Origin of the sequence: Isoptericola sp. NPDC019482 (assembly GCF_040632295.1) — a bacterium.
Taxonomy (GTDB): domain Bacteria; phylum Actinomycetota; class Actinomycetes; order Actinomycetales; family Cellulomonadaceae; genus Isoptericola.
The window spans coordinates 375,316-400,869 of sequence record NZ_JBEYBQ010000001.1 but is presented as its reverse complement, the minus strand read 5'-3'; the positions used below and the strand labels follow the sequence as shown (position 1 = coordinate 400,869).

Genomic DNA, 25,554 nt, shown 5'->3' with positions numbered 1-25,554 from the left:
CCGCCCCTCACCCAGGAGTCCCCGTTGCCGACCTCGCACGCCGCCACCGACCTCGCCCCGCGCCTCGGGCGCACCGTGCTGTACCAGCTGTACCCGCAGAGCTTCGCCGACACGAACGGCGACGGGATCGGCGACCTCGCCGGGATCACCGCCCGGCTCGACTACCTGGAATGGCTGGGCGTGGGGGCCGTCTGGCTCGACCCGTGCTTCGTGTCCCCGTTCGCCGACGCCGGGTACGACGTCGCGGACTTCCTGACCATCGCACCGCGCTACGGCACCAACGAAGACCTGGCGGAGCTCGCCGAGGAGGCCGGGCGCCGCGGCATCGCCGTGCTGCTCGACCTCGTCGCCGGGCACACCTCCGACCAGCACCCGTGGTTCACCGCCTCCGCGGACGACCCGGACGACGACCGGTACGTGTGGAGCGACGTCCCCGTCGACGGCTTCGAGCCCGGCCCGGGCCGCCGCGGCGGGTTCTTCCTGCCCAACTTCTTCCCCGTGCAGCCGGCGCTGAACTTCGGGTTCGCACGCCAGCACCCCGACGAACCGTGGCGCAGCAGCGTCGACGCCGCAGGCCCGCAGGCGAACCGCGCCGCGCTGCGCGAGATCATGGCGCACTGGTTCGACCTGGGCGTCGCGGGGTTCCGCGTCGACATGGCGGCGTCGCTCGTCAAGGACGACCCGGGCCTGGTCGAGACCGGACGCCTGTGGCGCGAGAACCGCGCCTGGCTCGACGCCGCCTACCCCGGCCGCGTGCTGATCAGCGAGTGGGGCGACCCGCGCGTCTCCGTGCCGTCCGGCTTCCACGCCGACTTCTTCCTCCAGTTCGGGGGCGACGACGACGGCCTGCCGCTGCGCTCGCTGTGGAACAACGGCGCCGGCACGGTGCAGCCGTCGTGGGGCGAGGTGCCCAGCTGGGCCGACGCCGAGGCGCGGGGCGACGCGGGCACGTTCGTCCGCGCCTGGGAGGAGGCGACCGGCGCGATCGCGGCCGCCGGGCGCGGCGGGCTCACCGGCCTGCCGACGTCGAACCACGACTTCACGCGGCTCGTGGCCGGGGCGCGCGACGCCGAGCAGGCACGCGCGGCGCTCGTCCTCACCCTGACCTGGCCGTCGATGCCGTCGGTCTACTACGGCGACGAGATCGGCATGCGCTTCGTCCCCGACACCCCCACGCTCGAGGGCTCCCGGCTCAACCCGACCTACGACCGGGCCTGCTCGCGCACCCCGATGCAGTGGGGCGACATCCCGGCCGGGCGTCTCGGCCCCGACGTCGCGGAGTCCCGGTACCTGCCGCAGGACCCGGACCCCGACCGGCCCACCGTGGCCGCGCAGCTCGACGACGAGGGCTCGCTGCTGCACCTGGTGCGGCGGCTCGCGCACCTGCGCACCGCGGACCCGCGGCTCGACGCCGCCGCCGACGTCGGGGTGCTCGCCACCGGCTACCCGTTCGCCTACCTGCGCGGCGGCACGCTCGCCGTCGTGCTCAACCCGGGCCGCGCGGCCGTGTCGATCGCGGTGCCCGGAGCCGGCGCGGCCCGCGAGATCGAGACGGGCGGGCTGAGCAGGGACGGCGACGTCGTGCACCTCGACGGGCACGGGTACGCCGTACTCGACCTCGCGTGAGCGTGTCAGGGGGTCGCAGCACCCTGGGCGCATGGAGCTCGAGGTACGCGGCGAGGTGTTCCAGTGGCGCGGCCCGGCCCCGTACTACTACGTGGCCGTTCCCGACGCGGAGGCGGAGCGGATCGCCGCCGTCGCGCCGCTGGTCACCTATGGCTGGGGCGTCGTCCCCGTGACCGGTCGCCTCGGCGCGACGACCTTCACCACGTCCCTGTTCCCCAAGGACGGCGGCTACCTGGTGCCGCTCAAGGACGCCGTGCGCCGGCCCGAGGGCGTGGACGACGGCGACGAGGTGGTCGTGCACCTCACCCTGGACGGGGTGTGACCCCGGCACGAGGTAGTCCAGATCTCGCCGAGGTAGTCCCTCGCGGCTACCGCGCGAGGCCGTCGACGAACGCGACGGCGGCGTCGGAGATCTGCGCACGGGCGTCGTCGTGGGAGATCGTCGGGGTGCCGTCGCCGGGCTGCGGACCGTAGTCGCCGAAGTACGCGTGCACCCCGCCCTCGACGACGGTGAACGCGGCGTCGGCGGGCAGGTCGGCGCGCGAGGCGTCGATCTTCGCCGGGGTGGCGAGGCCGTCCTCGCTGCCCGAGACGGACTCGACGGCGGCGGTCAGCGTGCGGCTCACGTCGCCCGCCGGGTAGGAGGCGAACAGCAGCAGACCGGCCGCGGGCGCCTCGGCGTCGTCGGCAGGGCCGTCGGAGGCGTCCGCCTCCATGGCCGCGACGGTGCCGCCCAGCGAGTGACCGCCCACCACCCAGCGGTCCGCGTCCACCGCCGAGCGGGCGTCGTCGAACGCGCCCATGGCGAGGAACGCGATGCCGAGCGGCTGCTTCGCCACGACGACGGTGTGCCCGGCCTCGGCCAGCGGCCGCAGCACCGCCGCGTACGCGCGGGCGTCGACCCGCGCGCCGGGCTGGAAGAAGACCGCCGTGCCGTCGCCGCCGTCCGCGGGCGCGAGGACGTACCGGGTGGCGCCGTCGGTGACCGTCACCGCGTCGTCCGAGCGCATCGCCGCGAGCGCCGGCTCGACCGCGCCGAACGGGCGCAGCCACGCGATCAGCACGACCCACGCCGCCCCGCCGACGAGGAGCACCACGCGCACCACGCGACGCCAGCCGGGCCGCGACGAACGACGGCGCAGCGCCCGCACCCCCGCGACGACCGCCCCCGCGAGGGTCAGTACCAGCAGCACCGCGTACGCGGGGTGGCCGTGCACGACGACGCCCCACGCCGTGGCGCACGCCCACACGACGACAGCGACGGCGGCGGCCGCGACGACAAGCGTCGTCACGCGCAGCCAGGAGGGGGCGGGGGCGGGATCCGGGGTGTTCGGCACGCGAAGAGTCTGACACCCGCGCGGGGCGCCGCGGGTATCGTCTGACCGCCACCTGCAACGTTGGAGGATCTCCCCCGTGACCGACCTGTCCACGACCACGCCCGACCTCGCCCTCGACGCCGTCGTCGACCTCGACGTCCCCGGCCCCACGATCAGCCGCCACCTGTACGGGCACTTCGCCGAGCACCTCGGCCGGTGCATCTACGAGGGTTTCTGGGTGGGCGAGGACTCCGACATCCCGAACGTCGGCGGCATCCGCACCGACGTCGTCGAGGCGCTGCGCGAGCTGGCCATCCCCAACCTGCGCTGGCCGGGCGGCTGCTTCGCCGACACGTACCACTGGCGCGACGGCGTGGGCCCGGCGGCCGACCGCCCGCGCATCGTCAACACCCACTGGGGCGACGTCGTCGAGGACAACTCCTTCGGCACGCACGAGTTCATGGCGCTGTGCGACCTGCTCGGCACGGCCCCCTACATCTCGGGGAACGTCGGCTCCGGCACGGTGCAGGAGACCGCGGACTGGGTCGAGTACCTGACCCGCGGCGACGACTCGCCGATGGCGCGCCTGCGCCGCGAGCACGGTCGTGACGAGCCGTGGGGCGTGTCGTTCTTCGGCATCGGCAACGAGCCGTGGGGCTGCGGCGGCAACCTGCGCGCGGACCAGTTCGCGTCGCTCGCGCGGCAGCACGCGACGTACGCGCGGGACCACGGCGGCAACAAGCTGGTGCGGGTCGCGGCGGGCGCGTCGGACGACGACTACGCGTGGACCGAGACGCTCATGCAGCAGGTCGCGAAGCTCGGCGACGCGGACCCGCGCGACCTGTGGCAGATGGTGTCGTTCCACTTCTACACGTTCGCCGGGACGTGGGGCGACAAGGGTGCCGCCACCGAGTTCACGCGTGACGAGTACTGGGCCACGATGCGCAAGGCGCTCGACGTGCGCCGCATCATCGCCGGCCACTCGGCCGTGATGGACGCCTACGACCCGGAGGCCAGGCTCGGGCTCGCGCTCGACGAGTGGGGCACCTGGTGGAACGTCGAGAAGGACACCAACCCCGGCTTCCTGTACCAGCAGAACGCGATGCGCGACGCGCTGGTCGCGTCGGTGCACTTCGACGCGTTCCACGACCACGCCCGCCGGCTGCGCCTCGCGAACATCGCGCAGACGGTGAACGTGCTGCAGTCCATGCTGCTCACCGACGGCGCGAAGATGATCAAGACGCCCACGTTCCACGCCTTCGCCATGAGCGCGGGCCACCACGACGCGGCGAGCCTGCCGGTGCGCGAGCGGTCGCCGCGGGCCACGCACGACGTCGACGGCACGGCGGTCGGGACGGTCTCGGCGTCGGCGTCCACGAAGGACGGCGCGGTGCTGGTGTCGCTGACCAACCTCGACCCCGACGCCGGCGCCACGGTGCGGATCGACCTGCGCGGCCACGCGGTGAGCGACCCCGTCGCCACCGTGCTCGCCGCCGACGACCCGGCCGCGCACAACACCTTCGACGCGCCCGACGCCGTCGCGCCGTGCCCGCTCGACGGCGTGCGCCTCGACGGTGGCGTCCTCACCGTCGAGCTGCCGCCGGCGGCCTTCGCGACGGTGCGCCTCACCGTGAACGCGTAACCACATTACGAGACAGATGGTCCCACCGAACGGACATCGGGTGTAGACCTGGGGCATGACCAGCCCTGACGTCGAGGACCCCGTCGCCGAGCATCCCTACTGGCGGCGGAACCTCGCGGTCGGCACGGTCGGGTCGTTCACCACGCTCGTCGCGATGACGCTGCTGGTGCCGTTCCTGCCGGAGTACGTGCGGCAGCTCGGCGTGGACGACCCGGGCGCCGTGGTGCGCTGGTCGGGGATCGCGTACGGGGCCACGTTCCTCACGGCAGCGCTCACCGCACCGCTGTGGGGCGCCCTCGGCGACCGGTTCGGCCGCAAGTCCATGCTGGTGCGCGCCAGCCTGGGCATGGCGGTCGCGATGACCCTGCTCGGGTTCGTGCAGAGCGTCGAGCAGCTCGTCGCGGTCCGGCTGCTGGTCGGTCTGCTCGGCGGCTACTCCTCCGGCGCCACCATCCTCGTCGCCGCGCAGACGCCGAAGGACCGCAGCGCCTGGGCGCTCGGCGTGGTGTCGTCGGGCATCCTCGCGGGCAACGTCGTCGGGCCGCTGGTCGGCGGCTTCGTGCCCGCGTGGGTGGGCATCCGGCCGACGTTCGTCGTGTGCGGCGCGGTGATCTTCCTGGCGTTCCTCGCCACGACGTTCCTGCTCCGCGAGCCCCGCACCGCCCTGCGCACACCCCGTGCGGAGGCAGCCCCACGCCGCGGCGTGTGGGCGCAGGTGCAGCGCCCGGGCGCGGTCGTCGCGCTCCTGGCGACGTCGAGCCTGCTGCTGTTCTCGACGATGTCGATCGAGCCGATCGTCACCGTCTACGTCGAGGACCTGGGCCAGCTCTCGCACGCCGCCGGCGTCGCGGGGATCCTCGTCGCGCTGACCGCCGTGGGGAGCGTCGTCGCGGCGCCGCGGGTGGGCCGGCTCGCGGACCGGGTCGGGCACACGCGCGTGGTCGTCGCCTGCCTCGCGGCGGCGGGCGTGCTGGCCTTGGCGCAGGCTCTCGTGTCGAACGTCTGGCAGCTCGGCGTGCTGCGCGTGCTGCTCGGCCTGAGCCTCGGGGGCCTGCTGCCGTCGATCACCGCGGCCGTGCGCCACCTCGCCCCGCCGGACGCCGTCGGCCGGGTGCTGGGGCTGGGCGTGTCCGCGCAGTACGTGGGGCAGGTCGCCGGGCCCGTGCTCGGCGGCCTGGTCGCCGCGCAGGCCGGCCTGCGCGCCGTCTTCGTCGCCACCGCCGTCGTGCTGCTCGCCGCGGCGGCGCTCAACCTGGTGGTCCTGCGCCGGAGCCGGCACGGAATTCCGTCGACCGACGCGCCGGAGCCCACGACACTCCGAGCATGACGATCACGCGCCTCGACCCCGCCGGCCTGCACCCGACGCCGGGCTACCACCACGTCACGGTCGTGGAGGCGGGACGGACGGCGTACCTGGCGGGGCAGTGCCCGCTCGACGCCGCGGGCACGCTGGTCGGGCCCGGCGACCTCGCGTCGCAGGTCGACCAGGTCGTCGCCAACGCGTTCCTGGCGCTCGACGGCGCGGGCGCCGCGCCCGGCGACGTCGTGCGGTCCGTCGTCTACGTCCGCAGTGACGACCGCGGCGACCTCGCCGCGGTCTGGCAGCGCCTGCTCGACTCGCCCCTGGCCGCCGCGTTCACCAGCGCCAGCACGCTGCTCGGGGTGGCCCAGCTGGGGTTCCCCGGGCAGCTCGTCGAGGTGGACCTGACCGCCGCGCTCCCGCCCTCCGCCTGAGATCGCCACGCCAGTCGTCCGATGAATCCTTCCAATCGACGATTGAATCGTGCTAATTTCCCGTGGCATGACCACATCGGCCGCAATGACGCGGCGCACGTTCGGGAAGCTGGCCGGGATCACTGCAACAGCCCTGCTGCCGTGGGTCCCGGCCCCACGCGCCGCCGCCTCGGGTCCGCCTGAGGTCGTCGAGACGGACACGCACGTCGTCGTGGACAACGGCCTCGTCCGCCTCACCGTCGACAAGTCGAATGGTCGGACCACCTCGCTCGTCCACGACGGCGTGAACCTGGTCGGCCGCGGCAACTACGACATGAACACCGTCCGCGAGGGCGGCGGCCTGCCGCTCCCGCCGGCGGACAACCACCTCACCGTCCGGGTCGAGCAGGACTTCGTCGACGTCGCGTACCACCACAGCCCGTCCGGCGACATGCCGTGCTGGCTGGTGCGGCACCACGTCGTGCGCTCCGGCGAGGCGGGGATCCACCTCGCCTACAGCTACGACCACCCCGCCGCGCTGCACGGCTTCCGCACCGACCAGCACCGCTACGTCTTCTACACGGCCGGCGGCGTCTTCACGCACGCGTCGGTGGAGGACGACGCCGACGCCGTCCGGTGGCGCGAGTCCGCGGCGCGCATGCCCACGGGCGGCGAGATCTCGCGCGCCGAGATGGTCATGGACGCGACCTACGACCTCGAGGGCACCGGCTCCGCCTACCCGCGCCGCTACTACACGAAGTACGACTGGGCCGTGTCCATGAAGGACCACAGCCTGCACGGGCTGTACGGCGGCGGCTTCGGCATGTGGGCGGCGCTGCCGAACCTGGAGGGGTTCAGCGGCGGCCCGGTGCGCCAGGACCTGATCCTGCACCAGACCGGCGACACACCGGTGCTGCTCGTCGAGCCGCAGGCCACCCACTACGGCGCCCCGCCGGTGCGTGTCGCCGCCGGGCAGGCGTGGCAGAAGACGTACGGCCCGTACTTCGTCTACGTCAACAAGGGCGACGACCCGCGGGCGATGCGCCGCGACGCCGCCCGCCAGGCGCGGTTCGAGCGGCACGCGGAGTTCTACGACCGGCTCGCGATCGAGGGCTGGTCGCCCTCCACGGAGCGGTCCCGCGTGCGCGGCACGGTCCGCGTCCCCGGCGTGCCGAACCTCGAGGGCGCCGTCGTCGTGCTCTCCGACAACGCCACCCCCATGCAGGACTCGGTGCTCGGGTACAACTACTGGGCCGACGTCGAGGAGGGCGGCCGGTTCACGATCGACCACGTGCGGCCCGGCACCTACCGCCTCACCGTCTACGGCGGCGGCCTCTGGGGCGAGTACGTGATCGACGACGTCGCGGTCGGGGCCGCGCAGGAGGTCACGCTGGGCCGCATGCTGTGGGAGCCCACGAGCCACGGGCGCACGGTGTTCCAGCTCGGCACGCCCACGCGGGACTCCCGGGAGTTCCGCCACGGCCGCGAGTTCCGGCGCTACGGCCTGTTCGAGTCGTTCCACGACGACTTCCCCGACGGCGTCACGTACACGGTCGGGAAGAGCAGCCCGCAGGACTGGAACTACATCCAGTACCAGCGGTCGTACCCGGTGCAGGCGCCGGAGGGCACGGTGCTGCCCGAGGACGCCGACGGCGTCTGGCTGTTCGACTTCGGCACCGCGTCCAGCCCGGTCGCCGAGGGCTACCAGCGGGTCGCGCAGAACACCCTCTACGCCGCGGGCGGCGGGTTCGGCCTCGACCGCGCCGTCGCCTCCCGGGACCGCGGGTCCGACGGCGACCTGCAGCGCGACTTCGTCGTCGGGTCCGGCTACACCTTCGCGGTGGACCTGCCCGACGGCGAGTACGAGGTCACCGTGCTCTCCGGCGACGACATCGCGGCGAACAAGTCGACGATCTCGTTCGCCGGCGGGGAGCCCGTGGCGCTCGACGCGGCGCGCGGCGAGTACGCCGTGCACACCGCGACGGTGACCGTCACCGGCGGCCGGCTCGACCTGCTGGCCGGCGGCGACGGCCGGATCAACGCCGTGGAGATCCTCGCCGCGGAGGCGGCACTCCCGGTGCTCGAGGGTCTCGAGGTCGACGGCGCGGACCTGGTGCCCGGCTTCAGCACCTTCCGGTCCGACTTCGCCGTGGACCTGCCGTGGGACCAGGCGTCCGTCGTCGTCCGGGCCACGGGCCGCGGGAGCGCGCAGGTGACGATCGGGGGCGACGTCGTGCCCGAGGCGGGGCTCGCCGTGCCCCTGTCCGCGCAGCGCACCGTCCTCGAGCTCGTGGTGAGCGGCGACGGCGGGTCGACGACGCCGACGACGTACCGGCTGCACGTCACCCGGCAGGAGAGCCCGTGGCGCATCCTGTTCGACCTCGACCGCGCGCCGGCGGCGGGCGCGCAGGCCACCCTGACGATCGCGCTGGCGGCGTGGGCCATGGGCTCCGCGCTGCCCGTGCCGCCCGAGAACAGCAACCTCACGATCACGGTCAACGGGGAGCCGTTCGTCTGGACCTTCGGGCCCGAGGACGCGAAGGGCGCCACCTACCGCAGCGCCCGCAGCGGGCGGAACTACACCCGCGAGATCGCCTTCGACGCCGGGCTGCTCAAGCCGGCCGGCAACGAGATCACGCTGCAGATCAACGCCGGCGCCGAGCACCTGTGGAACGAGGCGGCCTACGACGCCGTCCGGCTCGAGATCGCCTGACCGACGCCGAACATGCAGTTGCGCACGTTCTGGAGTCCCAGAGCGTGCGCAACTGCATGTTCGGCGCCGTCCTAGCGGCCAAGGCCATCGCGGGACACGACGTCGGGCCGCAGGTCCAGCCGCCGCAGCAGCTGCGCGTTGAGCGCCACCACCACCGTGGACAGCGACATCAGCAGCGCCCCGACGGACATCGGCAGCACGAACCCGACGCCCGCGAGGACGCCCGCCGCCAGCGGCACGGACAGCAGGTTGTAGCCGGCCGCCCACCACAGGTTCTGCTTCATCTTGCGGTAGCCGGCCCGCGAGAGCTCGATCACGGACAGCACCGACCGCGGGTCGTCGCTGGCGAGGACGACGCCCGCCGACGCGATGGCGACGTCCGTGCCCGCGCCGATGGCGATGCCGACGTCGGCCTGCGCGAGCGCCGGGGCGTCGTTGACGCCGTCGCCGACCATCGCGACCCGCTTGCCCTCGGCCTGCAGCCCCGCGACGCGCGCCGACTTGTCCTCCGGCCGCACGCCGGCGAAGTACCGGTCGATCCCGAGCTCGTCCGCCACGGACCGGGCCACGGCCTCGGCGTCGCCCGTGATCATCACGACCTGCACGCCCAGCCGGTGCAGCGCCTCGACCGCCTCCGCGGCCTGGGGCCGCACCTCGTCCGCGAGCTTCAGCCCGCCGACGACGGCGCCGTCCCGCAGCACGTGCAGGATGATCGCGCCGTCGCCGCGCCACGCCTCGGCCTCCGCGACCTCGTCGGCCCGCTGCTCCTCGAGCAGCCGCGGGCCGCCGACGCGCACCTCGTGCCCGTCGACCGTCGCGACCACGCCGACGGCGGGCGACGACGAGAAGTCCGTCGCGCGCGGGACGTCGAGGCCGCGGGCCTCGGCCGCCCGGACGATCGCCTTCGCGAGCGGGTGCTCGCTGTCCGCCTCGGCTGCCGCCGCCAGCCTCAGGACGGCGTTCTCATCCAGCCCGGCGTCCAGGTCGGCGGTGACGGCCACCTCGGCCACGGTCGGCTCGCCCTTGGTGAGCGTGCCGGTCTTGTCGAAGAGGACGGCGCCCACGGTGCGCATGCTCTCGAGCGCCAGCCGGTCCTTGATGAGCACGCCGCCGCGGGCCGCGCGCTCGGTCGCGATGGAGACCACCAGCGGGATGGCCAGGCCCAGCGCGTGGGGGCAGGCGATGACGAGGACGGTGATCGTCCGCACGACGGCGTCGTCGGGCATCCCGACGGCCGTCCACGCGATCGCCGTCACGATGGCCGCGCCCAGCGCGAACCAGAACAGCCAGCCTGCCGCGCGGTCCGCGAGGCGCTGGGCCCGCGACGACGAGGCCTGCGCCTCGGCGACCAGGCGCTGGATGCCCGCGAGCGCCGTGTCGTCGCCGGTCGCGGTGACCTCGACGCGCAGGCCCGAGTCGGTCGCGACCGTGCCGGCGGTGACGGCGTCGCCGACGGTGCGGCCCACCGTGCGCGACTCGCCGGTGACCATCGACTCGTCCATCTCCGCGCGGCCGTCGACCACGCGGCCGTCGGCGGGGACGCTCCCGCCGGGGCGCACCAGGACCACGTCGCCCACGCGGAGGTCCGACGGCGACACCGGGACGACCTGCTCGCCCCCCGTGCCCTGCTCGACGCGCTCCGCCTCGTCCGGCAGCAGCGCCGCCAGCGAGTCGAGCGCCGAGGTGGTCTGCGCCAGCGAGCGCATCTCGATCCAGTGGCCCAGCAGCATGATGACGACCAGCAGCGCGAGCTCCCACCAGAAGTCGAGCTGGTGGTCGAGCAGGCCGAGGCTCGCGCCCAGCGACGCGAGGAACGCCACCGTGATCGCCAGGCCGATGAGCAGCATCATCCCGGGCTTGCGCGCTCGGAGCTCCGACACCGCCCCCGTGAGGAACGGCCGGCCGCCCCACACGTAGATCACCGTGCCGAGCACCGGGGAGACCCAGCCGACCCACGCCGCGTCGGGCAGCTCGTAGCCGAGCACCATCGCGAACATCGGCGACAGCGCGACCGTCGGCACCGCCAGCGCCAGCATGATCCAGAACAGCCGCCGGAACTGGCCCACATGATCGCCGTGGCCGGCGTGACCTCCGTGGTCTCCATGGCCTCCGTGACCGGCCATGTCCTGGCCCGCGTGCGCGTCGTGCCCGGCGTGGGTCGTCATGTCGTGGCCGGTCAAGTCGTGGCCGGCGTGCGCGTCGTGGTCGTGCTCCAGGACGCGCGCAGGGTCGGGGCGGCGATGCCCCGTGTGCTGGTCGTGAGAGGAGTGGTCCACAGCTCGATCCTTGCCTCGGACGGACGGGTTCGCGATCTCGACGTATACCCCTATGGGGTATCTGGTTCCTCTAAACATATACCCCTCCCTGGTATTCCGCGACCCCCGTCGAGCTGCCGTCGCGACGGGTACCTGCGACCACACCCTTGCGACCCCTCTACAACGATGGAAAGATTCCCCGGGCACGCGAACGCTCACTGAGAGACCTCGACGAAGAGGAGCACCATGAACGCCCGCACCGCCTGGACCAGACTCGTCGCCGGCGCCACCACCGCCCTGACCGCCGCCGCCCTGGTGGCCGGCTCCGCCGTCGTCGCGACCGCACCCGCCGGAGCCGCCGACTACCCCGGGCCCGGCGTCGTCACCGGCGACACCGGGGTGCACGACCCCGAGGTCGTGAAGAGACCCGACGGCTCGTACCTCGTCGCCAGCACCGGCGAGGGCATCCGCCTCAAGACGTCCACCGACCGCACGCGCTGGACGGAGGTGGGCGCCGCGTTCCCGGGCGGCACCCCGTGGGCCGACGCGTACACCGGCGGCAGCACGCACCTGTGGGCGCCGGAGATCCACTACGCGAACGGCCAGTACTACCTCTGGTACTCGGCGTCGTCGTTCGGCGTGAACCGGTCGGCGATCTTCCTGGCCACCAGCCCGACCGGCGACCCGGGCACCTGGACGGACCGCGGCAAGGTCGTGGAGTCGAGCACCTCCGACGACTTCAACGCCATCGACCCCGCGCTCGTCGTCGACGACGACGGCCGGTGGTGGCTGAGCTTCGGCTCGTTCTGGTCGGGCATCAAGATGATCCGCCTCGACCCGACGTCGGGCCTGCGCTCGGGCACCGCGTTCCACTCCATCGCCGGGCGCGGGGGCGGCGCGATCGAGGCGCCCACGATCCACCGCCGCGGCGCCTACTACTACCTGTACGTCTCGTTCGACGCCTGCTGCCAGGGCGCCGACTCCACCTACCGGGTCATGGTCGGCCGCTCGACGTCGGTCACCGGCCCCTACGTCGACCGCGCCGGCGTCCCCATGACCCAGGGCGGCGGCACGCAGGTCCTCGCCGGGCACGGGTCGATCCACGGGCCCGGCCACCAGACCGTCTTCTCCGACGTCGACGCCGACGTGCTGATGTACCACTACTACGCCGACTCGGGCGCGTCGTTCCTCGGCATCAACCTGCTCGGCTACGACGACGCCGGCTGGCCGTACGTCTACTGACCCCGCCCCCACCGTGACGCCGAACAGGCGGTTGACACCGTTATGGGACGAAGAACGGCCTCGTAACGGTGTCAACCGCCTGTTCGGCACACGGAGGGACGGTCGGGCGGGAACAATCGCGGGAGGCGGCGCGTTGGGGCAGGGCCCGTACGCCGTACGAATCGAGGTCCCGTGCCCCAGCCCTCCCCGCAGGTCTCCCCCGCCCGCACCGCCGTCGTCGTCACCAGCGCGGTCGAGGAGGAGCAGGCCGCCCTCGACGCGGCATGGTCGCGACGCACGGCGGTGCTCGAGGACCTGGAGGGCACGCTGGCCGCGGCCCGCCCGGAGGACGCCGCCGCCCGCGCGCGGATCGCGCGGCTGCGGGCCCGGCGCGCGGAGCTGCGGGCCGCGGACCACGGCCTGGTCTTCGGCCGGCTCGACGGCGACGACGGCTCGGTGCGGCGGCTCGGCCGCGTCGGGCTGCCCGGCGCCACCGAGGACGACGAGCCGCTCGTCGTGGACTGGCGCGCCGCCGCCGCGCGGCCGTTCTACACGGCGACGCCGGTGGACCCGCAGGGAGTGCGCCGCCGGCGGCACGTGCGCACCCGCGGGCCGGAGGTCGTCGGCGTCGACGACGAGCCGCTCGACGGCGGCCTCGACGACTCGGGCCTCGTCGGCGAGGGGGCGCTGCTCGCCGCGCTCGACGAGCGGCGCACCGGGCGGATGGGCACCGCCGTCGCGACCCTGCAGCGCGAGCAGGACGACGTCGTGCGCGCCGACGCCCGCACGCCCCTGGTGGTGCAGGGCGGGCCGGGCACCGGCAAGACCGTGGTGGCGCTGCACCGCGTCGCGTACCTGCTGTTCGCGCAGCCGCACCTGGCGGAGCGGGGCGTGCTCGTGCTGGGGCCGTCGACGCGCTTCCTCGACTACATCGCCCAGGTGCTCCCGGCGCTCGGGGAGACGGCGGTCGTCTCCGCCACCTGCGACTCGCTCGTGCCGGGCGTGCTCCCCGCGCGCGCCGAGGGGCGCGACGTCGCGGAGGTCAAGGGCCGGTCGTCGTGGCTCCCGGCGCTGCGCCGGTTCGTCACGTCGCTCGAGCCCGACGACGGCCCGCTCGCCCTCGTGCTCGACGGCGAGGAGTACGTGCTGCCCGCGGCCCAGGTCGCCGCGGCCCGCCGCGCCGCCGCCGGGGCCGGTGCGTACCACCGGGCCCGCGACCGCGTGACCGAGCGCGTGCACGACCTCCTCGTCGACGCCGTCGCCGACCGCCAGGCGGAGCTGCTCGCCCGCGCCGAGGAGGGGTTCGAGGACGTGCTGGGCCAGCTCGACGCCCGGCTCGCCGCCGACGACGACCGCGCCCTGCCCACCGGCGCGACGGGCTCCGACGTCGACGGGATGCTCTCCGAGGCCGACCTCGAGGCGCTGCGCGCGCGGGTCGCCGCCGACCGCGGGGTCGCCGCGACCCTCGAGGCGTGGTGGCCGCGGCGCGACCCGGCCGCCGAGCTCGCACGCCTGCTGCACGACCGGGGCCTCCTGGCCGCGCACGCCCCCGACCTCACCGCCGCGGAGATCGCGCGCGTCGTCGCCGAGCCGGCGGGCGGCGCGGACGGCTGGGCGAGCAGCGACGTCCCGCTCCTCGACGCCCTCGCCGACCTGCTCGGGGACCCCCTGGACGACACGTCCGGGCCCGACGACGACGCCCACGACGGCGCCTTCGTCGCCGCGCGGGCCGCCGCCCGCCGGGACTGGACGTACGGGCACGTGGTGGTGGACGAGGCGCAGGAGCTGTCCGGCATGCAGTGGCACATGGTGGTGCGCCGCTGCCCCACCCGGTCGGTGACCGCCGTCGGCGACATCGACCAGGCGTCGTCCGCGCACCGCCAGACCGACTGGAGCGAGGCCGTGGGCGACGCGCTCGGCGACCGCTGGCGGCGCGCCGACCTGACGATCTGCTACCGCACGCCGCGGGAGGTCATGGAGCTCACCGTCCCCGTGCTGCGCCGCGCGGGCAGCCGCAACGCCCCGCCGCGCGCCGTCCGGTCCGCACCGATCGCGCCGTGGCGTGCCGAGGCCGACGACGCCACCTGGCCGGGCGTCGCCGCCGACGCCGTCGCCGGGATGGCCGGGCGGTACGACGGCGGCACGGTCGGCGTCGTCGCCCCCGCGGCCCGGCTCGCCGCGCTGCGCCGCGCCCTGCCCGACGACGTGCCCGCGCTCACCGCGACCGACGCGAAGGGCCTCGAGTGGGACGCCGCCGTCGTCGTCGACCCCGACGGCATCGCCGCCGAGCCGCGCGGCTGGAACGGGCTCTACGTGGCCCTCACCCGGTGCACCCAGGAGCTCGCCCAGGTGGTCGTTCGGGCCGGTGGGACGACGGTCCGCACCCTCTGACCTTCCTCAAATCGCCTGCGGGGCGCCGGGGCCGGCCACCAGGATGACGTGCGAGATCAACCGCCGTGAGCTGTGAAGCGAGGAATTCCCATGCGCGTCCTGGTGACCGGAGGCGCCGGGTACGTCGGGTCCCACACGGTGCTCCGGCTGCTGGAGGCCGGGCACCACGTCGTGGTGGTGGACGACTTCTCCCGCGGCGCCCCCGCTGCGCTGGAGCGGGTCGAGATCCTGGCGGGCCGGCCCGTGCCGGTGCACGTCTTCGACGGTGCCGACATCGACTCCCTCGAGCGCCTCTTCGACACCGAGGGCTTCGACGCCGTGCTGCACCTCGCCGGCATCAAGAGCCCGAGCGCCCGCGGCGTGCGCCCCCTCGACAGCTACGAGACCAACCTCGGCACAACCTTCACCCTGCTGCGCTGCATGGCCTGGTACGGCGTCGACCGCCTGGTCGTGTCGTCGTCGGCCGCCGTGTACGGCGAGGGCCGCGACCTGCCCCACGCGGAGGACGCGCCGCTCGCGCCCACCGGCCCGGTCGGCCGCAGCCACGCGATGAACGAGCAGATCCTGCGCGACGTCGTGGCCGACGCCGGCCCCGCCCTGCGGGTGGGCGTCGTGCGGCACTTCTCCGCGGCGGGCGCGCACCCCTCGGGCTCCCTCGGGCCCGACCGCACCGGGGCGTCGGCGAGCCTGCTCACCGCCGTGGCGGAGGCCGCCGCCGGGCTGCGCGACGGCCTCGAGGTGCACGGCGTCGACCACCCGACCCCCGACGGCACGGCCATGCGCGACTACGTGCACGTGGACGACCTCGCGGCCGGGCACGTCGCGGCGCTGGCGGCGCTCGGCGACGCCGAGGAGCAGCTGTCCACCTGGAACCTCGGCAGCGGCCGCCCCACCAGCGTCCTCGAGCTGGTCCACGCGTTCGAGGCCGCCACCGGCCGCACCGTGCCGTACCGCGTGGCGGCGCGCCGGGAGGGGGACGTCGCCGTGTCGTACGCCGACCCGGCCCGCGCCGAGGCCGAGCTCGGCTGGGTCGCGTCCCGCGGCATCGAGGACATCTGCCTCGACCTGTGGCGCTGGCACCAGCGCAACCCCACCGGGTACCCGACGTCCCTCGCGCCGTCCGCCCCGTGGCGCGGCGGCGTGGGCCACCGGCTGCGGCTCGTCTCCGCCGTCCCTGCCGCCTCGACCTGGTAGGACGCGGCGTCACGACGCTCCGATCTCCGTGAGCACGGGGGTGATGACGTCCCGGACCATGCGACTCGCCACGCCCTCCGGATACGGGCTCCGGAGGCTCAGCACCACGTGGGTCACCCCGGCGGCGACGAGCTCCAGGACGGCCGCGCGGTCTCCCGCCGGGTCGTCGTAGGAGACGATGTACTGGACGGAGCGGACGAGCGTCCCCGGGTCGCGACCGATCGCGGCGCAGTACTCGTCCAGCAGGTGGTTGCGCTCGGCGACGAACTCCGCCGAACGGTGCGGCGGTCCCGGGACGTTCCAGATGTCGGCCTCCTGGGCGACCAGCCGGAGCACCCTCGGCCCCCATCCTCCGATCAACAGGGGAGGCCCCGGCCGCTGGACGGGCTTCGGCTCGTTGCGGTTCCCGATCAAGGTCGTGTAACGCCCGTGGAAGTCGAAGGTGTCCTCCGTCCACATGCGCTTGAGGATGGAGATCGTCTCCTCGAGGCGCGCCACGCCTTCCGTCGGCGACACGAGCGGCAGCCCGTAGGCCGCGAACTCCGCCACCGCGGGATTCTCGCCGACGACACCGCCGGCGCCAGGTGGCTGCACCGTGCCACCCACGCCAAGGCCCATGACCAGGCGCCCACGGGAGATCACGTCGACCGTCGTGGCGATCTTGCCGAGAACCGCGGGCGGCCGGATCCGGTTGCTCGTGACGAGCAGGCCGAGCCGCAGCCGCTGCGTCCTCGCGGCGAGGGCGCTCAGCAGCGTCCACCCCTCGAGGACCACGCCGTCGCTCGGGCCGCCGAGCGGCAGAAGGTGGTCCCACAGCCAGGCGTCCGAGATCTCGGTCAGCTCGTCGGCCTCGAGCCAGACGCGGAGGACGTCGTCGTAGGTCACGCGCATCGGTGTGGTCTTGATGCCGAACGTGACGGCAGAGCGGGGCTGGTCGGACATGGCTCACACGCCTCTCGGGTCTCGACGTCGGTCACCCTGATCGATCGATCGTCATCGTACCGGATCGTCAGGCTGCCTGATGATCCGCTCTTCTACCCTGGGGGCATGACCGTTCCTGCGCCACCCGAGGCGCTCTCGTCGCGCCTCGGATATCTGCTCAAGCACGCCTACCTCCGGCTCGGCGAGGAGTCCGCGGAGGCCTTGGCACCGTTCGAGATCGACGGGCGCGAGCTCGCCGTGCTCGCTCTCGTCGACGCGCACGACGCGCTGTCCCAGCTCGAGGTCGCCGGCCTGCTGGGGGTCGACCGCACGACCATGGTGGCGCTCGTCGATGTGCTGGAGGGCAAGGGACTCGTGGAGAGGCGGCGCAGCGCTCAGGATCGCCGCAAGAACATCGTGCATCTGACGCCGTCCGGGCGGACGCGCCTCCAGAACGCGGAAGCCGCCCGCCATGAGCTGGAACGACGTTTCCTCGCTCCGCTCGGACCGGAGGCTGCGCGATGGGTCCAAGCCCTGCAGTCCCTCGTGACGGCGCCCGCGGACGTCAGTCCTTCGTCTCGCGGTAGTACCGCAGCGCGCCCGGGTGCAGCTCGACCGGGTCGGTGAAGATCGCCCGCACCCGGTCGAGGTTCGCCGCCGACGGCACCTGGGCGGCGATCTGCGCCCGCGCGTCGAACAGGGTGGACACCAGCGTGCGGGCCTCGGCCTCGGGCATGTCGGCGCGCACCATGAGGAAGTTCGGCACCGCGAGCGTCTCGACCACCTGCGACGACCCGTACATCCCCTCGGGCACGATGCCGTGCCGGTAGCCGGAGCCGTACCGGGAGCGCACCTCCTCGACCAAGTCCCCCAGGGGCACCAGGCGCACGGGCACCTCGTCGGCGAGCGCCGTCAGGCCCGGGGTGCGCAGACCGCCGGACCAGAAGAACGCGTCGATCTCACCCGCGCGCAGCGCCTCGAGCGAGTCGTCGAGGCCGAGGCGGGCGTCGGTGAGGTCGGCGGCGGGGACGTCGGCCGCCGCGAGCAGCCGGTGGGCGATGAGGGCCGTGCCGGACTGCGGCGCCCCGAGGGAGACGTCCTTGCCCCGGAGGTCGTCGATGGTGCGCACGTCGGAGTCGGCCGGGACCACGAGGTGCAGGAAGTCGTCGTACACGCGGGCCAGCGCACGCACCTGGAGCGGCTCGTCGAACTCGCCGTCCCCCGCCACGGCGTCCCGGGCGGCGTCCGCGGCGCTGAACGCCACCTGCGCCGCCCCCGCGTCGAGGCTCTCCAGGTTCTCCACCGACCCGCCGGACTCGGCGACGTCGACAGGCAGGTCGTAGCGGTCCTCGATCACCTGCGCCAGCGCCGTCCCGTACGCGTGGTAGATGCCGGTCGAGCCTCCGGTGGCCACGGTGAGCGCGGCTGGCCGCTGCCCGTCCCACGGGTCCCCGGCGGCGTCGTCGCCCACGCACCCGGCGAGCGCCGGCAGAGCCAGCAGCACTGCGGCCAGCCCGGCCGTCAGGCGGCCGGCCCTCACGAGACCACCTCCGCCGGTCCGGCGACGGGCACGCCCACCGCGACCGCGGGCACCCGCAGCCGCACCTCCAGGCCGCCGCCGTCGGGCAGGCCGAGGCGCAGCCCCCCGCCGCCCGTGGCGAGCAGCTCGGACGCGATGGCGAGGCCCAGCCCGGAGCCGCGGACCGTGCTGTGGCCGGGCGAGCGCCAGAACCTCTCGGCGAGGCGGTCCAGCTCCTCGGGCGGCACGCCCGCGCCGTGGTCGCGCACCATCACGTCGATGTCGCCGCCGGGGCGGGCGGCGACCGTCACGTCGACGCGGCCGCCGTCGGGCGAGAACTTCACCGCGTTGTCGAGGACGGCGTCGACCGCGCACTCGAGCGCGATCGGGTTCAGCTCGGCCCACGCGGCGTCGTCGGGGGCGGTGAAGGTGAGCTCCCGCCCGACGGCGAGGAGGCGCCAGCTGTCCACGCGCCGGGCGACCAGGTCGGCGACGTCCAGCGGGTGCGCGCCCGCGGCCAGGTTCGCGTCGTCGGCCAGGAGCAGCAGGGCGTCGAGGATGTGCGCCATGCGCACCGCCTCGGCGCGGACGTGGGCCACCTCGGTGGCGTGCTCGGGCGGCGTCGACAGCGCCAGGTCCTCGACCCGCAGCATCAGCGCGTTGAGGGGGTTGCGCAGCTCGTGCGACGCGTTCGAGACGAACTCCTGCTGCCGGTGCATGGAGTGCTCCACCTGGGCGGCCATCGCGTTGAACCGGGTGATCACCTCGCGCAGCTCGGGCGGGCCGGTCGACGGCGGGATGCGGGCGTCGAGCCGGCCGCGCCCGATCTCGACCATCGCGGTGTCGACGGCGCGCACCGGCCGCAGCACCCAGCCCGCGGTGCGGTGCGCGATGACGACGGCCAGCACGCACATCGCCAGGCCCGCGGCGACGAGGATGCCCCAGCTCGACCAGATGCTGCGGGAGATCTCCTCCGCGTCGGACACGGTGACGACGGCGCCCACGAGGTCGCCACCGTCGTACACCGGCTCGGCCACGACCACCCGGTCGGCCTCCCACGGCAGCGTGCTGAGGTCCGCCTCGCCGCGGCGGCCCGCGAGCGCCGCCTGCCGCTCGTCCACCGCCTCCGGGTCGAGCCCGTTCGTGGCCCACGTGGCGCCCGACTGGTCGACGACGGCCGCCGCCACCCCGTACACCTCGCGATAGCGGTCCAGGTCGCCCTGCACGATGGTCGGGTCGTCGACCGTCAGCGACTGCCGGGCCGTGATCACGAGGTAGCCGGCGTCGGCGAGCCGGTCGAGGTAGACCTCCTGCTGGTTCGCGCGCGCGACGTTGCCCGCGTACGCGGCGCCGAGCAGCGCCAGCACCAGCAGGCAGGGCACGAACAGGATGATGGCCAGGCGGGTCCGCATCGACGTCTAGGCCCCCGCGCCGCTCGGCGCCATCGCCTCGCCGCCGTCGGGCACCGCGACCCGGTAGCCGACGCCGCGCACCGTCTCGACGACGTCGGGCTCGCCGAGCTTGCGGCGCAGCGACGCGACGTGCACCTCGAGCGTGCGGCCCAGGCCCTTCCAGCTGGAGCCCCACACGTCGCGCAGGATCCGCTCGCGCGTGAGCACCGAGCCCCGCTGGCGCACCAGCAGCGCGAGGAGGTCGAACTCCTTGCGGGTCAGCTCGACGACGGCGTCCACGGTGTCCCCCACCAGGTCGCTCGTGCGGCGCACCTCGCGCCGCGCGAGGTCCACCACCAGCCCGCGGACGCGCACGCGGGCGTCGGCGGCCTCCGCGCGGGCGCCGTCCCACTCGCGGCCGCGGCCGCGTCGCATGACGGCGTCGATGCGCGCGAGCACCTCGCGCACGTCGTACGGCTTGGTCACGTAGTCGTCGGCGCCGAGCTCCAGGCCACGGATGCGCGCGTCGAGCCGCGTGCGTGCCGTGACCATGATGATCGGCGTGTCCGAGACGCGACGGATGCGGCGGCAGACCTCGAACCCGTCGATGTCGGGCAGGGACAGGTCGAGCAGCACCATGTCGGTGCGCGGGCTCAGCTCGCGCAGCGCGGACGCGCCGTCGCGCGCGCGGACCACCTCGTACCCGTGCCGTCCGAGCACGGACACGAGCGCGCCGGCGACATGGTCGTCGTCCTCGACCACGAGCAGCTGCACGGGACCGTCCCTCCGTCGGGCGCTTCGAGGGCGCCAGGGTAGCGGAGCGTCGCTCCGGGGTCAGAGCCAGCCCACACGACGGAAGACGCGGTAGAGCACCACGCAGCCGACCGCCATGAGGAGCAGCGCGAACGGGTAGCCGAGCAGCCAGTGCAGCTCGGGCATGTGGCTGAAGTTCATGCCGTAGATCCCCGCGACCACCGTGGGGTACACGAGGATCGCCGCCCACGCCGAGATCTTGCGCATGTCCTCGTTCTGCCGCACCGACACCTGGGACAGGTGCACCTGGAGCATGTCGGAGAGCAGGTCGTCGTGGGCGTCGAGGTGCCGGTCGATGCGCTCGACCGTCGACACCACCCGCTCCAGCGTGCGCCGGTCGGCGACGACGCGCCGCTCGTCGGCGGTGAGCTCGGGCAGCTCCGCGGACACCGGCAGCAGCGCCCGCCGCGCCTCCGTGATCTCCCGCTTGAGGTCGTAGAGGCGCTGCACCGGGTCGCCCGTCGTGCGGTCGAAGACGACGCGCTCGGTGTCGGCGACGGCGTCCCCGAGCGCCACCTCCACCTCCGACGCCACGCCCACCAGGCCCAGCACGACGGCGAGCGCCACCCGCTGGGCCCCCGAGCCGTGCCCCGCCGCGGGGCCGCGCAGCCGGTCCAGCGCGTGGTCGCGGACCCCCGCCCGGCCCACCTCGAACGTGAGCACCGCGTCCGGGCCGGCGAGGATCCCCAGCTCGCCGGTGTGCACCTGCCGGTCGTCCTCCGTGAACCAGACCGTGGGGGTGAGCACCGCCACCCAGTCGTCGTCGAGCCAGCGCACGGCGGCGACCGGGCGCCTCGGCACGTCCTTCGCCTCGACGGGCACGTGCGCCAGCCGCTGCCGCAGCGCCGGGTCGATCTCCCCCGCCGCGGCGAGGAACGACTCCTTGTCCGTGACGTGCAGCCAGCGCGCCGGGTGGTCGTCGTCCGCCGTCGTCGCCGGAGCGCCGCGCGTGCCGACGAACCACTCGTCCGCCGTCGTCCTCTCCTCCGTCACTCCCGCATTCTCGGACGAACCGGGCCGAACGGCGCGCCGGGTGCCGTGCCGGGATGCGTCGACGCGGCAGTTCGGGCGCACGGCGGCAGTTCGAACTGCCGCCGCGAGCGCGAAGTGCCGCCGCGAGAGTCAGACGGCCGCGGGGACGACGTCGTCGACGGGCCGAGCGTCCGCCGCGCGCCGTGCGACCCATGCCGCGCCGACGCCGGCGACGACGAAGATCGCGCCGAGCGCGAGCCAGCCGGGCGTACCGAACCGGATGGGCAGGGCCGTGACGACGACGGGCGCGGCCATGCCCGCGAGCGCGTAGCCCGTCTGCGACAGGCCCTGGTAGGCGCCGGCCTGGCGCGGGTCCGCGAGCTCGAAAGCCATGCCCCAGCCGCCGGCCTCCGACAGCACCTCTCCGAGGGAGTGCGCGGCGGCGGCGAGCACCAGCAGCGCGGTCGCGGCGACGAGGCTGCCGTACCCGGCCGCCGCGTACAGGACGCAGGCGCCGGCCAGCAGGACCGCGCCCCGGCGCACGGCCCTCCCCGCTCCTCGCACGTCGTGCGTGCCCCGGGACGCCCGGACCTGGAGCAGGGCCACCATCACCGTGTTGACCACGAGCAGCGCGGAGACGACGGCGGTGGGCGCATTGGTGGTCGCCACCCACAGCGGCACGCCCACGGTCATGACGCCGAACTGCATCGCCACGACGGCGTTGAGCGCGACGCTCGCCACGTAGGTGCGGTCGCGCAGGGGGTGCGGCGGCCGGGCGCCGTCCGTGGGCGCGCCCCCGTCCGCGGCCGGGGCCGGCGCGTCGGCCAGCATCCGCGCGGGAAGCTCCGGAACGCGGCGCGGCAGCCGGACCAGCGGCACGACGGCGCCGAACAGCAGCACCGCCGTCGCGACCATCGCGGTGCGGTAGGCCGCCGCGGTGTCCACCAGCAGCGCGACGGCGGCGGCCAGCGTGCCGAGCCCGATGAGCACGTTCGTCACGACGCGCAGCCGGGCGCGGACATCGACGCGCTCGGGACCGGTGAACCACCGGGCCAGCAGCGCCTGCCGCGCGGTGGACTGCACCCCGCGCCCCGCGCTGACGACGACGGCGACGGCGGTGAAGCTCACCGCGTCGGAGGTGAACGAGTACGCCGCCAGCGCCAGCGCCTGCGCGAGCAGGCCCCACACCTGCACCCGGTGCGCGCCGCGCCGGTCCGACCAGCGCCCGGCGAGGTAGGACCCGAGCACGCCCGCGCCGCCCGCGATCCCCAGGCCGAGGCCGACGGTGGTCGCGGGCAGCCCGACCACGCGCGTGAAGTACAGGACGGAGACGGTGTAGAAGATCCCCGTCGACGCGGCGAACGCCATGGTCGAGACGGTGAGGGCGCGCGCCACGGGGTCCCGCGGCAGGAGGGTCTGGATCACGGCACCAGTAGGTACCCGTGGGTCCGCACCCGGAACGGATGTAGCGCTGCACTACATCTATGCTCACACGATGGGACGGAGACGCTGATGGGGTGGATGCACTACGAGCTCGCCGGCATGGACCTCGCCGACGTCCGCTTCGCCGTCTCCCCGCTGAACGAGCTGGTGCTGTCGCTGCGCGCGTGGCGCGACCCCGGCCGCTTCCCCGTGCACCTGCCGTGGCTGCGTCGCGTGCAGGAGGCCCGGCCGACCCTCGACGGCGAGATGCTGCTCGCGCTGACCAACGAGGTGATGTGGACGCCGGACTTCCTCACGCCGCGCCCCGGCAGCCCGCTCACGCGCCTCGACGACGAGCTCGCCGGCGTGGCCGCCGTCGACGACGCGGTCGTGGCGCACGACCTCGCCGCGGTGCACCCGGGCGGCCTGCCGGCCCCGCTGCGCGGCCCGCTCCCCCGCGTGCGGCGCCGGATGCTCGACGCGCTCACCGGCTACTGGGACGCCTGCTTCGCGCCCGTCTGGCCGCGGATGCGCGCCGTGCTGCAGGCCGACGTCGTGCACCGCGGCACCGTGATCTCGGCGCGCGGCGCGGGCGCGATGTTCGCCGACCTCTCCCCGCGGGTCTCGTTCGCCGACGGCGTGGTGAGCGTCCGCCTCGGGACGCTCAGCGGGGAGTTCCGCCGCTCCACCACCGGCGCGGGGCTCACGCTCGTGCCCACCCTGTTCACCCGCGCGGCGTCGGCCCCGATCTCGCCGGAGGAGCCGCCCATGATCATGTACGGCGCGCGCGGCACGGGCACGCTGTGGCAGGCCGAGCGGCACGTGGCGGGCGACGCCCTCGTCGCGGTCCTGGGCCGCGCGCGGGCCGGGCTCCTCACGGCCCTGGAGCAGCCGGCGTCCTCCACCGAGCTCGCCCGCCGCCTCGACGTCACGACCAGCGCCGTCAACCAGCACCTGCGCGTGCTGCGCGACGCCGGCCTGCTGACCTCCGCCCGCGCCGGCCGGTCCGTGCTGTACCTGCGCTCGGAGGTGGGCGACGCGCTGGTGGGCCCGGTCCGCTGAGCGGTCAGCCCGCGACGCGCGCCAGGTGCGCGTCGAGCACGTCGAGCGCCCACGCGGCGTCGTCGTCCGGCTCCTGCCGCACGACATGCAGCGCGAGGCCGTCGACGAGGGCGTGCAGCTCGCGCACCTCGATGTCGAACGGCGCGCGCCCGGTCAGGGCGGCGAGCGCGCGGGCGCACACGTCGCGGATGGCGTCCTGCGCCGCGCGGTGCCCGTCGCGCAGGGCGGGGTCGGTCATAGCGGCGGTGCCGAGCGCGAGGTACACCTCCATCTCGGTGCGCCGCTCGGCGTCGAGCGGCAGGAGCTGGGCGAGCACGGCCCGCGACCAGTCCGCGTCGTCGACGTCGACGGCGGCGACGCGCTCCTGGAGCCGCTCGAGGACGAGGGCGACGGCCCGCTCGCGCACGCTGGCCACGGTGGGGAACGTGTAGCGCAGGGAGCTCTGCGGCAGGCCCGCCTCGGCGGCCACGTTGCGGACGGACAGGGCCTCGAGGCCGTCGCGCACGAGGACGCGCCACGCGGCCTCGGACACCTGGCGGCGGCGTTCGTCACGGTCGAGCTTCTGGGGCACGCGCCCATGTTCGCACAGTCGTGCGAAGTGTGCTAGAACTGTCTTCGCACGATCGTGCGAAGACATCCCAGCAGATCCCGACAGTGCACGACAGAGGGGAAGTGACAGCCGTGGACTGGCTGATCCTCATCGCCGCCGGCGTGATGGAGGCCGTGTGGGCGACCGCGCTGGCCGCGTCGCGCGGCTTCAAGCGGCCGGTGCCGACCGTGGTGTTCGTCGTCGGCCTGGCCCTGAGCATGTGGGGCCTGGCGCACGCGATGCTCACCATCCCGGTGGGCACCGCCTACGCCGTGTGGGTGGGCATCGGGGCGGTGCTCACCGTGGGCGTCGCCATCGTGCGCGGCGACGAGCGGCTGACCGTCCCCCGCGCGCTGCTGCTGGTCGGCCTCGTCGGGTCGGTCGTCGGACTCAAGGTGGTGAGCTGACATGAGCGCGACCACGAAGACCGTCACCGTCGCCTGGGGCGTGCTGCTCGCCAGCGCGGTGCTGGAGGCCGTGTGGGCCACGGCCCTGGACGCCAGCCACGGGTTCACGGTGCTGGCCGACACGATCGTGTTCGTCGTCGCCCTGTCGCTGAGCATGCTCGGGCTGGGCTACGCCGCGAAGCACATCCCGATCGGCACGGCGTACGCCATCTGGACCGGCGTCGGCGCCGCGCTCACCGTCGCTTGGGCGATGCTCACCGGCACGGAGTCGGCGTCGCTCCTCAAGGCGCTGTTCCTCGTCGGCATCATCGGCTGCGCCATCGGCCTCAAGCTGGTCGGGCACGACGACGGCGGGCGCCCGGCGCCGGACGAGCCGACGGACTGAGC

22 protein-coding genes are annotated in these 25,554 nt (G+C 74.5%); 13 read left to right on the top strand and 9 right to left on the bottom strand.

The window, feature by feature from the left end; all coding sequences use genetic code 11:
- Positions 1–24: 24 nt before the first annotated feature.
- Both ABZ493_RS01770 and ABZ493_RS01765 read left to right on the top strand, forming a co-directional pair.
- Complete coding sequence (locus ABZ493_RS01770; protein ID WP_430580456.1) at positions 25–1,626, top strand: alpha-amylase family glycosyl hydrolase; 1,602 nt, start codon at positions 25–27, stop codon at positions 1,624–1,626.
- Positions 1,627–1,657: 31 nt separating this feature from the next.
- Positions 1,658–1,948: a DUF1905 domain-containing protein gene (locus tag ABZ493_RS01765; protein WP_430580455.1), complete on the top strand. Its 291-nt coding sequence runs from the start codon at positions 1,658–1,660 to the stop codon at positions 1,946–1,948.
- Positions 1,949–1,994: 46 nt separating this feature from the next.
- Here the strand turns inward: ABZ493_RS01765 and ABZ493_RS01760 are convergent, their stop codons facing one another.
- Positions 1,995–2,963: an alpha/beta hydrolase gene (locus tag ABZ493_RS01760; RefSeq protein WP_430580454.1), complete on the bottom strand. Its 969-nt coding sequence runs from the start codon at positions 2,961–2,963 to the stop codon at positions 1,995–1,997.
- 76 nt (positions 2,964–3,039) lie between these two features.
- Between ABZ493_RS01760 and ABZ493_RS01755 the strand changes: the two genes are divergently transcribed.
- The 4 genes from ABZ493_RS01755 (at position 3,040) to ABZ493_RS01740 (ending at position 9,010) form a co-directional block, all read left to right on the top strand.
- On the top strand, positions 3,040–4,584 hold the full coding sequence (locus tag ABZ493_RS01755; RefSeq protein WP_430580453.1) for an alpha-L-arabinofuranosidase C-terminal domain-containing protein: 1,545 nt from the start codon (positions 3,040–3,042) through the stop codon (positions 4,582–4,584).
- Between the two features lie 55 nt (positions 4,585–4,639).
- On the top strand, positions 4,640–5,911 hold the full coding sequence (locus ABZ493_RS01750) for an MFS transporter (protein ID WP_430580452.1): 1,272 nt from the start codon (positions 4,640–4,642) through the stop codon (positions 5,909–5,911).
- Positions 5,908–6,318 (top strand): RidA family protein, encoded by a 411-nt coding sequence (locus tag ABZ493_RS01745; protein ID WP_430580451.1) that lies wholly within the window; start codon positions 5,908–5,910, stop codon positions 6,316–6,318. The genes ABZ493_RS01750 and ABZ493_RS01745 overlap by 4 nt, the downstream gene beginning before the upstream one ends.
- A 67-nt stretch (positions 6,319–6,385) precedes the next feature.
- Positions 6,386–9,010 carry a polysaccharide lyase family protein gene (locus ABZ493_RS01740; protein ID WP_430580450.1) on the top strand — a complete coding sequence of 875 codons (2,625 nt, stop codon included), beginning with the start codon at positions 6,386–6,388 and terminating at the stop codon, positions 9,008–9,010.
- A gap of 71 nt (positions 9,011–9,081) precedes the next feature.
- Here ABZ493_RS01740 and ABZ493_RS01735 read toward each other — a convergent pair whose 3' ends face one another.
- A complete protein-coding gene (locus ABZ493_RS01735; protein ID WP_430580494.1) occupies positions 9,082–11,133 on the bottom strand; it encodes a heavy metal translocating P-type ATPase in 2,052 nt (683 codons plus the stop codon).
- A gap of 378 nt (positions 11,134–11,511) precedes the next feature.
- Here ABZ493_RS01735 and ABZ493_RS01730 point away from each other — a divergent pair, with 378 nt between their 5' ends.
- From ABZ493_RS01730 to galE, 3 genes are all read left to right on the top strand, one after another.
- A complete protein-coding gene (locus ABZ493_RS01730; RefSeq protein WP_430580449.1) occupies positions 11,512–12,507 on the top strand; it encodes an arabinan endo-1,5-alpha-L-arabinosidase in 996 nt (331 codons plus the stop codon).
- Between the two features lie 171 nt (positions 12,508–12,678).
- Positions 12,679–14,877 carry a UvrD-helicase domain-containing protein gene (locus tag ABZ493_RS01725; RefSeq protein WP_430580448.1) on the top strand — a complete coding sequence of 733 codons (2,199 nt, stop codon included), beginning with the start codon at positions 12,679–12,681 and terminating at the stop codon, positions 14,875–14,877.
- Between the two features lie 90 nt (positions 14,878–14,967).
- Positions 14,968–16,071 carry a UDP-glucose 4-epimerase GalE gene (gene galE / locus ABZ493_RS01720; RefSeq protein ID WP_430580447.1) on the top strand — a complete coding sequence of 368 codons (1,104 nt, stop codon included), beginning with the start codon at positions 14,968–14,970 and terminating at the stop codon, positions 16,069–16,071.
- Between the two features lie 9 nt (positions 16,072–16,080).
- On the opposite strand, the gene ABZ493_RS01715 is transcribed toward galE, so the two are convergent.
- A complete protein-coding gene (locus tag ABZ493_RS01715; protein WP_430580446.1) occupies positions 16,081–17,013 on the bottom strand; it encodes an LLM class flavin-dependent oxidoreductase in 933 nt (310 codons plus the stop codon).
- Positions 17,014–17,118: 105 nt separating this feature from the next.
- Between ABZ493_RS01715 and ABZ493_RS01710 the strand changes: the two genes are divergently transcribed.
- The gene (locus ABZ493_RS01710) at positions 17,119–17,619 is read left to right on the top strand and encodes a MarR family transcriptional regulator (RefSeq protein WP_430580445.1); all 501 of its coding nucleotides are present in this window, start codon (positions 17,119–17,121) and stop codon (positions 17,617–17,619) included.
- Here ABZ493_RS01710 and ABZ493_RS01705 read toward each other — a convergent pair.
- From ABZ493_RS01705 to ABZ493_RS01685, 5 genes are all read right to left on the bottom strand, one after another.
- A complete protein-coding gene (locus ABZ493_RS01705) occupies positions 17,558–18,532 on the bottom strand; it encodes a TAXI family TRAP transporter solute-binding subunit (protein ID WP_430580444.1) in 975 nt (324 codons plus the stop codon). The genes ABZ493_RS01710 and ABZ493_RS01705 overlap by 62 nt on opposite strands.
- Complete coding sequence (locus tag ABZ493_RS01700) at positions 18,529–19,923, bottom strand: HAMP domain-containing sensor histidine kinase (RefSeq protein WP_430580443.1); 1,395 nt, start codon at positions 19,921–19,923, stop codon at positions 18,529–18,531. The genes ABZ493_RS01705 and ABZ493_RS01700 overlap by 4 nt, the downstream gene beginning before the upstream one ends.
- Positions 19,924–19,929: 6 nt before the next feature.
- Positions 19,930–20,676 (bottom strand): response regulator transcription factor, encoded by a 747-nt coding sequence (locus ABZ493_RS01695; RefSeq protein WP_430580442.1) that lies wholly within the window; start codon positions 20,674–20,676, stop codon positions 19,930–19,932.
- Between the two features lie 60 nt (positions 20,677–20,736).
- Positions 20,737–21,708, bottom strand: a complete 972-nt coding sequence (locus tag ABZ493_RS01690) for a CorA family divalent cation transporter (RefSeq protein ID WP_430580441.1) — start codon at positions 21,706–21,708, stop codon at positions 20,737–20,739.
- A gap of 129 nt (positions 21,709–21,837) precedes the next feature.
- Positions 21,838–23,112 carry an MFS transporter gene (locus tag ABZ493_RS01685; RefSeq protein WP_430580440.1) on the bottom strand — a complete coding sequence of 425 codons (1,275 nt, stop codon included), beginning with the start codon at positions 23,110–23,112 and terminating at the stop codon, positions 21,838–21,840.
- A gap of 87 nt (positions 23,113–23,199) precedes the next feature.
- On the opposite strand from ABZ493_RS01685, the gene ABZ493_RS01680 reads away from it, so the two are divergent.
- Positions 23,200–24,171 carry a DUF5937 family protein gene (locus ABZ493_RS01680; RefSeq protein ID WP_430580439.1) on the top strand — a complete coding sequence of 324 codons (972 nt, stop codon included), beginning with the start codon at positions 23,200–23,202 and terminating at the stop codon, positions 24,169–24,171.
- Between the two features lie 4 nt (positions 24,172–24,175).
- Here the strand turns inward: ABZ493_RS01680 and ABZ493_RS01675 are convergent, their stop codons facing one another.
- Complete coding sequence (locus tag ABZ493_RS01675) at positions 24,176–24,742, bottom strand: TetR family transcriptional regulator C-terminal domain-containing protein (RefSeq protein WP_430580438.1); 567 nt, start codon at positions 24,740–24,742, stop codon at positions 24,176–24,178.
- A gap of 110 nt (positions 24,743–24,852) precedes the next feature.
- Between ABZ493_RS01675 and ABZ493_RS01670 the strand changes: the two genes are divergently transcribed.
- Together ABZ493_RS01670 and ABZ493_RS01665 are read left to right on the top strand one after the other, a co-directional pair.
- A complete protein-coding gene (locus ABZ493_RS01670; RefSeq protein WP_430580437.1) occupies positions 24,853–25,167 on the top strand; it encodes a multidrug efflux SMR transporter in 315 nt (104 codons plus the stop codon).
- A gap of 1 nt (position 25,168) precedes the next feature.
- Complete coding sequence (locus ABZ493_RS01665; protein WP_430580436.1) at positions 25,169–25,552, top strand: multidrug efflux SMR transporter; 384 nt, start codon at positions 25,169–25,171, stop codon at positions 25,550–25,552.
- Positions 25,553–25,554 lie beyond the last annotated feature (2 nt).